The organism is Bradyrhizobium sp. Ai1a-2 (genome assembly GCF_000426245.1).
Classification (GTDB): domain Bacteria; phylum Pseudomonadota; class Alphaproteobacteria; order Rhizobiales; family Xanthobacteraceae; genus Bradyrhizobium.
The window spans coordinates 40,005-54,991 of sequence record NZ_AUEZ01000043.1; the positions used below are offsets into that span (position 1 = coordinate 40,005).

The following is a 14,987-nucleotide window of genomic DNA, read 5'->3' on the forward strand; positions in this document are numbered from 1 at the left end:
ATGAAATTCTGATACCATCGATAATTGCAAAATGGGTATAAGTCGCATGAGCAGCTCAGGTCTCCCCGATCTCACTTCCCGTCAATTGGAGACGGTTTTGGCGCTTGCCGAATATGGCAGCTTCATCGCTGCGGCGGCGCTACTGAAGACCTCGCAGCCTGCGGTCACGCGCACCGTCAAGCACGTAGAGGAAGTGCTCGGTCTCAAACTATTCGATCGCAGCACTCGCTCGGTGCAGATTACTGCCGCGGGCAAAGAATTCGTCGGCGTGGCGGCGCGTATGCTCAACGACTTGAAGATCACAATTCGCAGCATGCGAGAGCTGTCTGATCAGAGGCGTGGTCAGGTCATCATCTCGAGCATCATGTCGGTCGCAAACGGGAAGCTGCCGGGACTCGTTTCTGCATATCGCCTAGATCATCCAGGTATCGAACTGCATGTCCGGGACGGCGTTCATGGCACGGTCATTGAGGACGTGCGCAGCGGCGCCGCGGACTTCGGCATTACCTATCTCGATGATCTTCCGGATCCCTTCATGTCGGCTCCCCTCGGCAAGGAGGAATTCACAGTGGTGCTTCCGCGCCATCATGAGCTGGCGAAGAAGAAGAGCCTTTCGCTGTCCGACCTGAAGAACGCCGCTTTCGTGTCGCTTCCGAGTGATTCCAGGACAAGGCGTGTCATCGACAGCGCTGCTTCGTCGATCGGATTGACATTGAACCACGTCGTGACGGTATCTCAGTTCGCAACGATGCTGGGATTCGTGAGAGCAGGCATCGGGCTTGCCATTGCTCCGAAGAGTGGCGTCGCGAGCTTCCTTGGAAAGGAGTTGAGCGCTGTGCCGGTTCGGGGTCGGCCGCTCCCGCGCGATCTTGGCGTCATAACCCTCAAGGAAAGGGAACCGTCTCCCGCCGCAGCCGGCCTTATGTCTCTGCTGCGGTCAGCCTGGAACAAGCCGTAGCGCCAATTTATGCGATTTACGTATCAATCGTGGCTATCAGGATTTCCTTGGCATATAATGGATTGAGCCTAGGGTGAGCTCCGGGTTGAAACAGCCGGAGCGAGAAAATGGCACTTCAGACATTGGAACAGGGCAGCGCATCCGCTGCCGTCGAGAGCGTCCCCACCAGCACTGATCTCATCGAGCTTTACTACGATCGCGGATGGTCCGACGGCCTTCCCGTCGTCCCCCCGACCCAGGAGAAGATCGACGCGGTCGTCGCCGCCTTGGGTGGCGATCCGCAATTCGTCGAGTGCAAGATTGCACCGCGCTGGGGCGCCCTGACCCGGGAAATCCTCGCGATCAATATGGTGATGGCCGGTTGCCGTCCCGAATACGCTCCCATCGTTCGCGCCGCCATGCTGGCGCTCACCGACCGCGCGTTCAACCTGAACGGCGTCCAGGCGACCACCCACGTCGCGTCTCCGCTGATCGTAGTCAACGGACCGCTCGCAGCGGAAGTCGGCATGAACGGCGGCCCCAACGTCTTCGGTTCAGGCAATCGCGCCAATGCGACCATCGGCAGGGCCGTCCGTCTGATCATGCTGAACGTCGGCGGCGGCTGGCCGCCGGATTTCGACAAGAGCACGCTCGGCCATCCCGGCAAGTACAGCTACTGCGTCGCCGAGAACGAGATCGACAGTCCGTACGCTCCCTATCATGTCGAGCATGGGTACAGCCCCATGGACTCGACCGTCTTCGCGATCGCCGCCGAGGCGCCCCACAGCGTCACCGACCATCAGTGCAACGACCCGGAAGGCATCCTGGACACGATGTGCTCGGCGATGAGCACCATCGCCTCCAATTCCGCGGTTCTGGGCGGACACTGCACGGTCGTGCTAGGCCTCGAGCATGCCAGGTCGATCGCGAAGGCCGGCTGGACCCGCTCGGACATCCGTCACTATCTCTGGATGAACTCGGGCAATGCCTTCAAGGCAATCTCCCGCGACCATCGCTACGGCAAGGTCTACAACCGCAACCTGCCCAAGTGGCTGAAGCGAGATCCCGACAGCCGCATCCCGATCGTGCCCTCGGCCGACAACATCCACCTCTTCATCATGGGCGGACACGCCGGTCGTTTCTCGGCCTTCATTCCCGGCTGGGGTCATATGAGCACGCCGGTTCTCAAGCCCATCAATCCCGCTGCCGGCCCGGCAGATGACGGATGCACCGACGGCGTGTGCGCGCTGTAAAACGACAAGGAGGAAATTGAAATGTTGATGAAAGTAACGGACGCTAACTCGGTCCTCGTGTTCGATCCTCGCGGCGTCGTGGAGTCCGCAAATACACCGATCGCCGCACGGCCGAAGAAACTGGACGGTCTGCGGCTCGCAATTCTCGACAACTCGAAGTGGAACGCGAACAAGATCCTTCGCACGTCGACTGCCGCTCTCGAAAAGAGCGTGAAGTTCGCCAAGGTGAACTATTACGTGAAGCACAGCTTCTCGAAGGATGCGGCGCCGGAAATGATCGCCGAGATCGCCGCGAACAACGATCTCGTCCTGACCGCGATCGGCGACTGCGGCTCCTGCTGCTCGTGCTGCATCCGGGATTCCGTCGCCCTCGAGAAGCTCGGCGTTCCGTCGGCCGCGATCATCACGACGGAATTCGAGAAGGAAACCGTACTCACGCGCGCGGCGCTCGGCATGCAAGGCCTGATTCCGGTCGTCATCGACCACCCGGTCAGCTCGATCACGCCGGCGGAAGTCGAAGCTCGCGCTGCCCAGGTCGCCCTACAGGCCCCCAAGGTCTGGCTCGGCAAATAACGCATCGTTCCTCCCAGACTTGGGCCCCGTCTTAAAGAAGCCGGGGCCCATTTTTTTACCTGTCGCCCGCCGACTGCTCGCGTCGAAGTGCCGCGTACGGTACGCCATCGCCGGAAAGAACGAAGATCATGACTCGCACAACCGGTCGCTCCGCATTCCTGTCCCTGTTGAAGGATGAAGGAGTGACGCACCTGTTCGGCAATCCTGGAACGACCGAACTGCCGGTCATGCATGCCCTGAACGACCATCCCGAGATTACCTACGTGATGGCCATGCAGGAGAGCCTCGTGGTGGCGATGGCTGACGGCTTTAGCCGCGCGTCCGGGCAGCTCGTCGCCTGCAACGTCCACGTCGCTCCCGGCCTCGGCAACGCTATGGGCTCGCTCTACAACGCCAAGTTCACGGGCACGCCGATGATCCTCACTGCTGGTCAGCAGGAGCAGGGCCATGGGCTCATGGAGCCCCTTCTCTACGGTCCACTCGTCCAAATGGCCGAACCACTCGTCAAATGGGCGGTAGAGGTAACGCGCCTAGAGGACCTTCCCCTGATCGTGCACCGTGCCGCGAAGATAGCGACGACGCCTCCTACCGGCCCTGTGTTCATCTCGCTGCCTGGCGACATCCTCAACGCCGAGGCAGATATCGAACTCGGTCGCCCGACGCGCATCGACGCACGAGTTGCTCCTTCCAACGAGGGTTTGAATGCTCTTACCGAACGGATCTTATCTGCGCAGCGGCCGGCGATGATCGTCGGCGACGAAATCGTGAAGAGCAATGCTCTCATTGAGGCTGCCCAGCTTGGCTCTCCGGTCTATCAGCAGACCATCGCCTATGGGGCGCATTTCGTCTCCGATCACCCTTGCTTCATGGGCGCCTTACCGCGCGACCAGCAGCAAACTAGCAGGATCCTTGGAGCCTATGATCTGCTGATTGTGCTCGGTTCAGACCCGGTCCGGATGTCGGTCTATAGTGCGCAGAATCCCTTGCCGCACGGAATCCCGATCATCCAGATCGGTTTGGTGGACAACGATCTCGCCAAGAACTTTCCGGCTGAGATCGCTCTCAAGGCCGATGTGCGGGAAACACTGAGCGTGCTCGTTCCAGCTATCGCGACTATCGGCGGTGCCGCGTTGGAGAAGCTGGCCCGGACTCGTATGGAGCAGCTAAAATCGAATAACTGGTCAGCGAATCGGGCGAGGCTCGCACGGGAGATATCCAGGAAGGAAAATGCCATTCCGATCGATCCAGATTGGGTCGCCATGCAAGTCGTCGACGCGCTGCCAGCCGAGGCAATCCTGATCGACGAGGGTCTGACGTCCTCCCGCCACATGTCCGCGCTCAAAGGCCATCGCGATCGCTACGGCTACCATCAGATGGCGTCGGGCGGGATCGGTTGGGGCCTTCCCGCCTCTGTCGGCGCCAGCCTAGCCAATCCGAACAGGCCGGTGGTCTGCTACGTGGGGGACGGAAGTGCGATGTATTCGATACAATCGCTTTGGACAGCTGCCCACCACAATTTGCCTTTGACAGTCGTGCTGTTGAACAACGGAGGCTATCGCATCATCAAGCAACGCCTCCAGGCGTTCCATGGGACCAACCACTTCATCGGCATGGATTTCCAAGAACCATCCGTCGACTTCACGGCAATGGCGCGCGCGCTTGGCCTAAGAGCGACCCGCGTTACCGAGGGCGCCAGATTTCGCGAAGTCGTATCGTCCGCGACCGAACGCCGAGGTCCGGAGTTCATAGAAGTGGTCGTGGACGGTGCGCTCTAACCTTGGGCGCGACGCCTCCGCGAGTCTTGCACGAACGAGCCACTCCGGCGGCATCCTGTTCGCGGAATGGAGCGAACTATCGAAAGTCTCGGCTGCTCCTCGGGCTCACTCCCTCTAAGGAACGGCATTACCACCAGGATGCTGCACCGCCTTGGCGATCGCGTAATCATTTCAACAGGAAACGTGGGTTTATGGTGCGCTCGGAGGGCGGCCTCATTTACTGTGATTTCAATGGTTACGGGGGCGAGCAAAGAGGTTGGCTGCAATTCCGACCTATTGGTCTCTTTCGGCTAACGGCCCGGCCACGCCTACGCTCGCGAAGAACAGCGCAAACCACCCCCGAGGCTCCCCTGCGAAAGCTCGTATTCAGCTTGGAAGTCTTCGAATTTCGTCTGAGCGCGCAAGGCCAATTTTGACAATTCAAAGCCTTTTCGCTTGTTGAGATGGCTACAGAATTTGCCATTGTCAGAATGGTGTTTGAGCCGGCCAGCGCGCTGAACATGAGGCGCGGGATCTTCTGCTGAAGAGTCCCCGCCTTCGCACCCCGTCAGCTTCTGAAGTGAATGCATCGCTTCGCTTGCACCGAGCGGAATCAAACGCCAATACAGCCTAGGCTAGCGTGGATCAGTCCAGCCCCATCACAGAAAAGCGATAGTGTTGCAATTCCAATGCCATTCAAACGAACACCGTGTTACGCGCCGCGGATGCCGCGAAACCGCGACGGAGCTCCCGGGGGTGCCGCCGCCCGTCCCAGACTCATCTAATTAGAACCGCGGCCAATCGCAACCACAGGACAGCTTGGCGTTGAGCTGCCGCAAGGGGCAGCCGCTACCACTCCAAAGACCTTAAGCGACGGCCCTTCGGGGCAGCGTGAGCACCGTGAGGATCTCGTCGTCGGGCAACAAGAACGACTGCTCCCTACCTCATACCGGTCTTGAATTCGAACCAGGCGTCTGCCGGGTTCTTGCGGGGAAGTTCTGTTCGTCTGCCCCCGGAACAGCAAGTCGGCGGCGAACGTCTGATCATCGAGCTTCCTGACCGGGCGCTACCACTCCTGTATCATCGGCGATGCCTAGAACCGGGCCGCTATATCTACAGTGTTCGAAGTTCTGCTGCCGAGGCCCTCCCAGGCGGGAACGGGGCTTTCAGAATTTCAGCAGAGGCGACGGATCGTCCCTGGAAAGCACGAGGGCCAGTTCTTTCTTGGCGCGGCTCATGCCGACATAGAACAATCGCCGCTTGTACAGCGTGTTCGAAAACGCGGCGCGATCACACAGCAAAATCAGCGCGTTGTCACACTCGAGGCCCTTCGACTTGTGAATTGTACTCAAGCATCGACGCGGGGGTTGCGGATGCGAAAAAGTCCTTCGCCGGGTGATTTCTGCAAACCCGGCGTCGACGGACGGGAATTGGCCAAGACGAATGGCGTCACGGATTTCGCTCTTGAGGTCTAACTCGACCTCGCCGAAGCCGGTTTCCCCTCGTTCCACCACGTCAACCAAATACGCAAGCGCGCGAGCGACGCCGCAATGATCCGGCTCTGCGATCAGGAGCCTGGCTACCGCCTGGAGATGGGCCGGCATCACGCCGCGCGTGACCTTCGAACAGCGCTCCTTTACCTCCGTTCTCAGCCGGTTTCCGTGGGCAGACGGCGTGAAGCCTTTTGCTGTCGCCGCAACGAACGCAAGAAATCCATCGACGATCGCATCGACGTCACCGGCACTTTGCCGAATGCATGCGATAAGGCGAGCGAGGTTTTCGCGCCTGTGCCCTTCCCAAATTCTCATCGAGCGGTCAAAGAAAGCGTTGAGATGCCCCACCCGATCATTGCTTTCGGTCAAGACGAGCAGTTGGCCGCCGCGGCGCCGGAGCTCGTCAATCGGTCTTCTGTGCGCGCTCGTCATGCTGAACGATCTGTGCGGAATTTGAGCGGAGTTCTCGGCGAAATAGACCGACAGGCCCTTCGGCAATCGCCCCGTCAAATCGACGGTTCCTCCATCCTTCAGCGCCTGGCGAGCCGCCAAGATCCACGCTCCAAGTTCCGATGAACCCGACCAACGGTGCGGCGTGAGAAGCTTTTCCGATGCGCCACTGCATTTCAGATCCTCCCAACGTCCGAGCGTCGCTCGGACACCGGTATCGTTGTTCCCAAAGATCACCTGCATCGGATCACCGAAGACACGCAGGCGAGCCCCCGCCTTGTGCACCGCCATGACTGCTCGGTGCTGATCGGCGCTCGCATCCTGATGTTCATCGCAAAGAATGACAGGATAGCGTTGTGCCGCCGCCTCGGCGACCAGGGAGGAGCCTTCCAGAAGATGGCGACACCGGCTTGCCACCTCATCGTATTGATTATTCGCGCGCGCCCACGCTCCGACATCAGCGGGAAGGTCGATGGCCCGATGGTAGATGCTCGCGATCTCGGTCAGGAAGCTATCGATCGTCCTGATCGCGACGCTGCCAGATACCGTTTGCGTCCGCTGCGCAAAGACAGACCGAGCGGCATGCGTGTGCGTCAGGATCAGGACCCGCCCGACGCCGAGGTGCGAGGCGGCATCGGTCGCAAACTGGGCTCCTTGATGCGTTTTCCCGCACCCTGCGGCGGCCTCCACGGTTACGAGTGGCAGATCGGATCGCAGCAGCTCTGCGACGGCCTTGTCGCTCACAGCTTGAGCCTTCCCGGAGCGAGCGCGGGCTGTCCAAGCGCAGCACGCAGCGCGTTAACAAACGTGAGCAGTTCGGGCTCAAGCTTCGGCCAGACGCCAAGCTCAACCATCTTCTGACCGAGCTCGCGACCGCCCTCTTCTGATTTGAACCAGCGTCGGCTGTGTTTGGCCCAGTCCTTTGCTGTGTCGACGTCAGGCGCCCCCTCCTTGTCGCCGGTCGCCGCGGCAACGATGAGCGCGCGAAGCTTCGAGAAGCGCTGCTCGGACGCTCCACACGCAGCCAGAATACTGGCTTCGTCCTTGGCTTGCAGGCCGAGGCGATCCGCCAATGTCCGCAACCTCTCACCAGAGGCTCCTTCGGAATCGCAGGCTAGTGAGAGCAATGAAGCGTCGTCCACGTGCGCGATGACATTCGCTTCCAGGCAACCGGTGCGCCACTGAAAGCACCTCGACCCGAGCGCGTCGGCTACGCTTTTCCATCGTCCGGTCGACTTGCCCTCATTGTCGCAGAAGGCCCCAAGCATGAGCCCCGCGTCCCGCAGCGCCACCAACAAACCGAGCATGGATTCGTTGCCGCCGCCGTCGCATAGGCGAATGCCATGATCTTCAGGCGCGGCGACGAAAGCATTCCGCAGCAGGAAGCGCAGGAAACCGACCTCGGTCACCCCCTCTGCTATGACAGGGAGCTTCGCAAGGAACGTCTCGGGATCACGCGCTTGCTGCTGAGCGATAGCAACGGCTGGTAGCGCGCCGATCGCCCCCTTTGCATCGATGAACCAGAGCGCGGCCTTGGTTGCCGCCTTGATCGCGACAGGGCTGTGGGTCGTGACGAAACATTGGCCTTCATCCTTGACCAGTTTCGCAAGCAGTTGCCGAAGCCGATACGGCTCCAGCCCGCGTTCGATCTCGTCGATGACTGTCAGTCGTGATGCGGCTTCCGTAACGCCGGCCACCTCCAATGCGGACATGCGTCGCGTACCGGCGCCCCAGCTGGCGAGGGGTAGCTTTACACCCGCCCTGTCTGCAAGAAGTCCGATGAGTGCTCCGATCGAAAGTCCCTGGCTGCTGGTCAACCCGAGTTCGAGGTCGTGCGGCAGCCCGGCCCTTTCAAACGTCGTGCCCAGATCCTCGAGGGCTTTCATTTCTTCCTCGAGCAGCGCGGCTGAAAGATCGGTTTCGGCGACCTGCTTGTTGAGCCTCGATTTGAGATTCCCCTTGGACAGCAATCGGTCAAGGGCAGAACCCGTCACCAGCCGGAGATCGCGATCGTTCCGATCATCGTTCGCCAGGCGCACAACGCCGATCCGGCGGCGCAAACCGGTGGACAAGGCCGCGATTTCCGCGTTCGGCTGCACCACCTCCCACACCAATTCGAGATCCTCGGTCCCACGGACGCGGAACCGGAAAACCGGGTGATTTGGCTCCTTCTCCGCCTCCGGATCGGGCAGAACCGCCGCGCTGCCGTCCCATTCCCACGGCCACAGCGAAGAAAAGTCTGCTATTCCAACCTCAGGCGGGATATCCACCACGGCTTCGATAGAGAAACCCTCGCCGGTCGATCGATTGAAATAATCGGTTTCAAGCACCTGGACCGCATTGGTCGGACTAAACAACAGGGCGATGGCGTGAAGCACCGTGCTCTTGCCAGAATCCCCGCCACCAAGCAGAACATTGATACCGGCACTTGGACTCCAATCCAGAACCTCGATACCCCGAAACCTCCTGATCATCAGGCTGTTGATGCGCGGTTGATTCGCCATGCCCTATCCGAATCCACATTCCCCGCAACAATCTTAAGCTGTTCTCGGTAAGGCGCAAAGCTTCAGGCAGTCGCCTGTAGCATTGGTCCCGCCAGGATGCGCAAAATGACAACCATACGGCTCGGCCAACTTTTCGATTGCACCGAGGGTGGCGGTGCCTTGATCGCCGAATCCGCTGATGGCGCATTGCTGCATATCGACGATGTGCCATCCGGTCTGGCCTGCAGGTGTTGCTGCGTCGGCGGCGAACGACCATGGTTGCGAAGAAGGGCGCGATCCAGGCCCATCACTTCGCTCATCACTCGGCCCGCGACGGCAGCTCCTGTTCGTCAGCGGGCGAGACCGCGCTTCATAAGTTTGCGAAGAAGGTTCTCGATCAGAGACTGGAAATCGCGCTTCCCGAGCTTTACGTGTCGTCCGACGACGACCGCGAATTGGTCGTCTCCGCAATGACACTGGGGTTTGACAGAGCGACGCTCGAACTGAGGAGCGGCCCGATTGTGCCCGACGTGGTGCTGGAGCTATCCGACCGCAGGCTCCTTGTCGAGTTCAAGGTGACGCATTCCTGCGAATAGGCAAAGATCGACTACATTCGCGCGATGGATGTTGGCGCGATTGAGATCGACCTGTCGCAATATCGAGATCGTCCACTGGATGAGATCGGCGACGACATTCTCTACAACGCGCCACGGGTCTGGCTTCACAATCCGCGACAAAGCGAGGCGCTAGCCCGCCTTGAACAGCGGGCCCAGCAGCGTCACGCAGAATTCAAGCGCGAGATTGCGCGTCTTCATATGAATTATCACCACCTTCTGCCCGCAAGTGAGCTGGGAAACGGGACCTGCGAGACGACCATCCGCAGGAATGGCCTCGGCGAGGCCATCAATCTGAAGGTCAACGGTGCCGGCTGTTTCCTTATTCGTGTCGCCGAATGGCAGGCCGCAGTCATGCTCGATCTGATCAAATCGCGACAGCCGTTCAGGACCCGCGACGGCTTGGCGGGCTTGGCCCGTCGGGGTTGGCTCAGCCCCCGGTATGCTTCGTTGCGGGATGACCAGGTGCAAGCGCTCAAAGACAGAGGGCTACCGTTTGAACCGCCCGTGAGAGCGGTCGAGCTTTATCTCAAGCAGCTTGAAAATCTCGGCTTGGTACATTCCGGAAAGACCGAGACCTGGAAGCCCGCCAAACTCCTGTGGAGCAAACTTCAAGCGGCCAAGGAGCTTCGCGAGAGGCCTGCCAGGCGCAGAGCTGAGATCGAAGCCATCGTGAAAGGCAAATCGAGGATCTCCCAGAAAGCGAAACGACATCGTTCGACTTCGATGCGTGGATCGCAAGCCCATTGCCCGGCCGCCATGGATCGGTCGCTGATGCCATTTGTGGCGAAGAAGCCGCCTGGACGGCCCTGTGTCGCAGCATCTCGCACATCCGGACCGACATCCGATTTTCCCCGCGAAGCGACCTGCAACTCTTTGGCCTGCCCTGCGCCGGCGAGCTAGGCAGAATGCTCAAGCGGAAGGCTGAGGAAGCCGGGCAACGCGAACAGGCCAGGCGGGAAAAGGAGCAGGCAGAGGCGGACGCACGATTGGCTAAACTCAATGCTCGTGCGCGACGCGATATCGGCGATCTCGCTGCGACTTGGCTGAACACGGGCCATCCGGCGCTGAACGGCCTTTCGCCACTCGAGGCAGCATCGAACGCGACGGGTTTCGACGCCGCGATTGAGGCGCTCAATCGAAGAGCACGCGAGCTCGCCCTCGAAAAAAGGGCGCTGCAACGCAAGCAGAAAGCCGTCGCGGAATTGGAAGAATTGGCGCTCTCACGCTACTATGATCAAGAGTTGGCGGCGTTGTGGATGCGAAGTTCGCGGCCCGAACTCGGTGGGAAATCACCTTCAGAATTCACTTGCGACGATGCAACGCGCGACCGGTGCGCGAACTACCTGCCAAAGAAGCGATCACGACGCTGAATTCATTGTCACTTCTTGTTCATCGCCAACGTGAGGAGCCGATTGAGGTCGCCATGGCTTCCCCAATTGTTCTTTGCGGTCAGCCGCTCCGCCTTCGGCCATTTTCGCGACGAGAAGTAGATTGCACTCTGCATGTACGACGAAGAGGCGGTATAGATCCCCAGCAGCGTATGACGCCGCGAGTGATCGCCAAACCGCCCAACAAAGATCGCGGCGACCGCTCTTAACGTCTCGTGCCGAGGGGTGTCTTGCAGAATATCGAGCGCGATCTTGACCGACGCATCCTTGTGTTTTTCCGCCTGCGATAGCGCCGCAAGGATCCACATTTTCTGCCAATCCGACAACTCGATGTCGATGAGTAACGTGAGCAACGCGTCCGAAACGCTTGCGGAGTGCAGGAACTTGGCCACATACGATGCATAGATCTGAGCCATCGACGGCCGCTTCTTGAACGACTCGAGGACATGCTGCAACGCATAGTCAGATCCGGCCTTCGTGAAGAGTGGCAGACAGAAGCGCTCGATGTTTTCTTCCTGACCGAGGTACTTCCCGATCGAATTGAACAATAGCTTTGTCGCCTTCAAATCGAGATCGTCTTCGTCGTCATCCTCCGCTTCGTCGTCATCGTCGTCGTCATCGTCATCGTCGTCTTCACCGTCGTCCCATTCGGACTGAAAGCCGTAGTCCGCGTCAAAGTCTTCATCGTTCATCTGATCCCTGATCTCGTCGATGGCGTCGTCGAACAGCGCCTGGAGATCGGGTTCCTCAGTGTGAAGCTGCCGTTTCGGCATGATCATACATTTCGCCTCGTTCAGAACGAGATCGTAATAGCGCAGCTTGGGAATCAGCTGGCCGAGCAGCCTGTCGGCAGCTTCCACGGAGTCGAGAAAGACGTAGATGTCGTCGACGTATCGCGCAGCCCTCACCCCATACTCCTTGAGGAAGCGATCGATCGGCTCCATGTAGAAATTCCCAAACAAATCCGACGGGAACATGCCTTGAAGTATGCCCCGAGAACTCCGCTGGCTTGTATAGCTGGTCAAAACCGCTTCAAGACGGCCAGATAACTCACCGACATATCCAGAATCGTTCAACACATTGATTAGGGTATGCAGGTTCATCGAACCAAAATAGTTCGCGACGTCGATCTTCAGGATGTATTTGACCTCCTCCGCCTTTGAATGCTCGAGCAGCGCTGTTTGCAAGGCATTCCAGCACGTGCGGGTGGGCAAGAACATGGACACGCTGTCTGGACTTGCCAGCTGATGGCTGAAGGATCGTGAGTGATCGGTTCTCTCAGCCACAATGGGCGCCGCCTGATCCGCCAGAGCTTGATAAAGGAGACGGTCGTGCGGGAGCAGAATGCTGCCCGGGCGAGAGAAGCTTGGCCCCAATCGTTCGGGCTTGACGGCAACGCGGATCCGAAACGACTTCGGGACCTCGATGGTGATCGGCACCGCCGGACTGAATTTGCCACTCGCCAACGCGCCTTGGACCTCTTGGATCAGCTCCTCGCCAGCCTTGGCGTAAATGAAACCGATGTGAGGGGCGTAGATGAAATCCGACCGGAGATCGTGGCCGACCCGCGCCAGGGCCAACTTCCAATCGATCTTGGACATCGCGGCGCCGTCCAGGCCGAAGGGTATCTTCAGTTCAGCCACTGCATTCCCTCGCTGCTTCTACGTGGATCGATCGTACCGGCAGACCTCGCATCATAACGGCGCCGGCAGGGCGAGGTTCTCACCGCTGGCGTGATCGAAGCAACTCGGCACCACTGCTCGATGGAGATGGGAGTAAAGCGGGTCGAGATGCAGGTACGTGACCGTCGCTGGCGCAAGGACTAGAATGCAGCGGATCGCTGTCAACGCCACAAGAACTCGATTACAGAAACGCACCGATTTGAGCCCGGTTGTACGGGGATTGTATGAAAATCGGCAACAAGCGACGAAATCCGGCCGTAACGGGGACGCACGCGCTTGTTTCTAATTAGGAAAGAGATTTGGAGCGGGTGAAGCTCCCAGAGCTGCCACAGACCTTCGTTTGGGAGCTACTGCAGCATCCACTGCCCCACTAATGCATTGTCCCAATCTTTGGATGTAGTCCGTACGCTCGTGAGCCGGCCGGCGCATCATGAAGGAGGGGTGCTCGAGCCGCACGAGAGTCGGCCCCGTACGGTCGCCGGCTTGGCGGCGAAAGTCCTGGACCCTCTCAAGAGCCTCACCGACAACCGAGCTGAGTCCGATCACGACGTCGCAAGTGTCAAGCTTCCATAGAGCGTGGCGGTCCAGTTCTTCGATCAGTTCGCCGCAGGTCGGATATCGCTCCCGGCCCTGCTTGTCGAACAGCGCGCGAGGGATCACGTTGTCGAAGCGCATGATGGCGTTGCGGGACGCCGCGGTCGCAGCGATCGCGTTCCGAAGGAATTTCCCCGAACGAGAGCTGGGCGAGAATGCGGGAAAGGGCTTGGTTGTCGCCGGATCGAACTTGCGACAAGGCCCCAAGAACAGAATCGTCACCTGCTTCATCGCAATCGCTGCTCCGCCATAATCATCGCCAAATTCCGACGGACGCCCCCCACCGCTACTTCACCGAATTGCAAACCTGTCGAAAAGTTGAACTCATCCCGATCCGGTGAAAACAAGACGTCGTCCATCTGGTCCGAGTAGTCCAACATGGCGTCCGGCAAGTAGCCGGCATCAAGAAGCCGCTGCCAGTCCGGCGTTCCCGGGTAAGGTCGATACTCGAAGGCGCTGCAGCGAAAGCGTCCCGGCAATCCGTTCGTCACGTCCCAAAGCCGTCTAATCAGGGTCAGGGTCGCCTGATGCTCCTCATGCGTCTCAGTAGGCAGTCCAAGGATGAAATAACCCTTAACGTCGATCCCCACCCGGCAAAGTCTCGTCACAGCGTGCACGATCTGAGCAACGGTGATCTTCTTGTCCACGTATCTCAAGACGCGGTCACTTCCACTTTCGATACCTAAGGCGACCTCGCGGCATCCTGCGGCCATCATGAGATCGAGAAGCTCGTCGCTGGCCCCGGCCAACACGTTGATCCGTCCCGTTGCGTCCCACCTCACGTCCAGGCGAGCGTCGACAAAGGCCTTAAGCGTCGTCCGCATGAGGCGTTGGTTTGCCAAGAACAGGTCATCGACAAACCTGACCCTCTGCGCGCCGTGCCGCGTCCTAAGATCAAAGGTTTCCTCCATGACCCGATCCGGCCTGCGCATCCGGACGGTCACATCGGGATTGCTGCTTACGGCCGCGCCGCAAAACGAACAATCAAAAGGGCATCCGCGTGACGCGACCATCGCCGATTCCAGAACTCCCCCGTCCCGGTAGGGGTCCTGGTCTAGGTGGCTCCTGTCCAGCAGCGGCATTGCATCGACGTCGGGCGCGAGTAGAAGCCGATCTCTGCTGCGCACCGTTGGCATCACCGGCTTCTGACCGTCCCGCCAAAAGACGCTTGGCAGCTCCATCCGGGAATTCACTTGGCAACTAGCCCGAGTGGATTCACGCTGCCATCAGGCGCGCGTTAAGGAAAGTCTAGAGCTTTGATCTAGATGTGTGGCTGGTGAGCCATGGCCAGCCGTCGGTGGAGGTGCGAGAATTGGCAATGGCGCTGCTTTAGTGCTGTGCATTCGCCTAGGATCTTCTCGACAAGAGACGGAGAGGCTGGACTCGTGAACAACATTGGCTTCTCGATCCCATCCGCGGTGGGCACCGACCGCTATATTGGTGTGGCGAGAAATACCCCTTCGTTTGATGTTCGACCATCAATTCCACGAGCAATTCATTGCCTCCGTTTCCCGGCATAAATGATTGAAGTGGATCTTATCGAGCGTCAGCTTCAAGCACGAAAGCGGACCTTCTGTTTAGGTGAGGCGTCCGCTCGAGGCCACAAACGGGCTTCCCCGCGCTGCCGCCCTTCATCCGATCGCAGCCAGAAAACCGACATTTCGTCTACTGCGACAGAGGACGGCTGCGGGCCAACTCCGGACTCATGGCCCGAAGAATAGCGCCGCTATTCGATCACCGCATGGACATCGGAGAGCTACTCG

General features: G+C 59.5%; 12 protein-coding genes. 7 read left to right on the forward strand and 5 right to left on the reverse strand.

The window, feature by feature from the left end; translation table 11 throughout:
• The first annotated feature begins 46 nt into the window (after window positions 1-46).
• The 4 genes from K288_RS0125160 to K288_RS0125175 all read left to right on the forward strand — a co-directional run bounded on the left by K288_RS0125160 (window position 47) and on the right by K288_RS0125175 (window position 4,538).
• Entirely contained in the window at window positions 47-958 is a 912-nt protein-coding gene (locus tag K288_RS0125160) for a LysR family transcriptional regulator (RefSeq protein WP_027582053.1), read from the forward strand.
• Between the two features lie 107 nt (window positions 959-1,065).
• On the forward strand, window positions 1,066-2,190 hold the full coding sequence (locus tag K288_RS0125165; RefSeq protein ID WP_043160636.1) for a hypothetical protein: 1,125 nt from the start codon (window positions 1,066-1,068) through the stop codon (window positions 2,188-2,190).
• A 21-nt stretch (window positions 2,191-2,211) separates the two neighbouring features.
• Window positions 2,212-2,763 (forward strand): UGSC family (seleno)protein, encoded by a 552-nt coding sequence (locus tag K288_RS0125170; protein WP_201449721.1) that lies wholly within the window; start codon window positions 2,212-2,214, stop codon window positions 2,761-2,763.
• A 125-nt stretch (window positions 2,764-2,888) separates the two neighbouring features.
• Window positions 2,889-4,538, forward strand: coding sequence for a thiamine pyrophosphate-dependent enzyme (locus tag K288_RS0125175; RefSeq protein ID WP_027582056.1), 1,650 nt, complete (start codon window positions 2,889-2,891; stop codon window positions 4,536-4,538).
• A 1,145-nt stretch (window positions 4,539-5,683) separates the two neighbouring features.
• On the opposite strand, the gene K288_RS0125185 is transcribed toward K288_RS0125175, so the two are convergent.
• Window positions 5,684-7,204: a UvrD-helicase domain-containing protein gene (locus K288_RS0125185; RefSeq protein WP_027582057.1), complete on the reverse strand. Its 1,521-nt coding sequence runs from the start codon at window positions 7,202-7,204 to the stop codon at window positions 5,684-5,686.
• A complete protein-coding gene (locus K288_RS0125190; RefSeq protein ID WP_027582058.1) occupies window positions 7,201-8,964 on the reverse strand; it encodes an ATP-binding protein in 1,764 nt (587 codons plus the stop codon). The genes K288_RS0125185 and K288_RS0125190 overlap by 4 nt, the downstream gene beginning before the upstream one ends.
• A 254-nt stretch (window positions 8,965-9,218) precedes the next feature.
• On the opposite strand from K288_RS0125190, the gene K288_RS54860 reads away from it, so the two are divergent.
• From K288_RS54860 to K288_RS54870, 3 genes are read left to right on the forward strand one after another with little or no spacing between them, the layout of a single operon-like run.
• Window positions 9,219-9,539 carry a hypothetical protein gene (locus K288_RS54860; protein ID WP_027582059.1) on the forward strand — a complete coding sequence of 107 codons (321 nt, stop codon included), beginning with the start codon at window positions 9,219-9,221 and terminating at the stop codon, window positions 9,537-9,539.
• Window positions 9,540-9,563: 24 nt separating this feature from the next.
• On the forward strand, window positions 9,564-10,460 hold the full coding sequence (locus K288_RS54865) for a hypothetical protein (RefSeq protein WP_027582060.1): 897 nt from the start codon (window positions 9,564-9,566) through the stop codon (window positions 10,458-10,460).
• 5 nt (window positions 10,461-10,465) lie between these two features.
• Complete coding sequence (locus K288_RS54870) at window positions 10,466-10,930, forward strand: antitoxin Xre/MbcA/ParS toxin-binding domain-containing protein (RefSeq protein WP_027582061.1); 465 nt, start codon at window positions 10,466-10,468, stop codon at window positions 10,928-10,930.
• A gap of 8 nt (window positions 10,931-10,938) precedes the next feature.
• Here the strand turns inward: K288_RS54870 and K288_RS49710 are convergent, their stop codons facing one another.
• The 3 genes from K288_RS49710 to K288_RS46510 form a co-directional block, all read right to left on the reverse strand.
• A complete protein-coding gene (locus K288_RS49710) occupies window positions 10,939-12,591 on the reverse strand; it encodes an RNA-directed DNA polymerase (protein WP_051334712.1) in 1,653 nt (550 codons plus the stop codon).
• 321 nt (window positions 12,592-12,912) lie between these two features.
• On the reverse strand, window positions 12,913-13,455 hold the full coding sequence (locus K288_RS0125215) for a hypothetical protein (protein WP_027582062.1): 543 nt from the start codon (window positions 13,453-13,455) through the stop codon (window positions 12,913-12,915).
• Complete coding sequence (locus tag K288_RS46510) at window positions 13,452-14,360, reverse strand: radical SAM protein (RefSeq protein ID WP_160168999.1); 909 nt, start codon at window positions 14,358-14,360, stop codon at window positions 13,452-13,454. The genes K288_RS0125215 and K288_RS46510 overlap by 4 nt, the downstream gene beginning before the upstream one ends.
• Between the last annotated feature and the right edge of the window lie 627 nt (window positions 14,361-14,987).

Excerpts from the sequence above, each read along its gene's own strand:
- K288_RS0125160 (WP_027582053.1), top strand. The coding sequence starts at position 47 with ATGAGCAGCTCAGGTCTCCCCGATCTCACTTCCCGTCAATTGGAGACG.
- K288_RS0125165 (WP_043160636.1), top strand. The coding sequence starts at position 1,066 with ATGGCACTTCAGACATTGGAACAGGGCAGCGCATCCGCTGCCGTCGAG.
- K288_RS0125170 (WP_201449721.1), top strand. The coding sequence starts at position 2,212 with ATGTTGATGAAAGTAACGGACGCTAACTCGGTCCTCGTGTTCGATCCT.
- K288_RS0125190 (WP_027582058.1), bottom strand. The coding sequence starts at position 8,964 with ATGGCGAATCAACCGCGCATCAACAGCCTGATGATCAGGAGGTTTCGG.
- K288_RS54860 (WP_027582059.1), top strand. The coding sequence starts at position 9,219 with ATGGTTGCGAAGAAGGGCGCGATCCAGGCCCATCACTTCGCTCATCAC.
- K288_RS54865 (WP_027582060.1), top strand. The coding sequence starts at position 9,564 with ATGGATGTTGGCGCGATTGAGATCGACCTGTCGCAATATCGAGATCGT.
- K288_RS54870 (WP_027582061.1), top strand. The coding sequence starts at position 10,466 with ATGCTCAAGCGGAAGGCTGAGGAAGCCGGGCAACGCGAACAGGCCAGG.
- K288_RS0125215 (WP_027582062.1), bottom strand. The coding sequence starts at position 13,455 with ATGAAGCAGGTGACGATTCTGTTCTTGGGGCCTTGTCGCAAGTTCGAT.
- K288_RS46510 (WP_160168999.1), bottom strand. The coding sequence starts at position 14,360 with ATGCCAACGGTGCGCAGCAGAGATCGGCTTCTACTCGCGCCCGACGTC.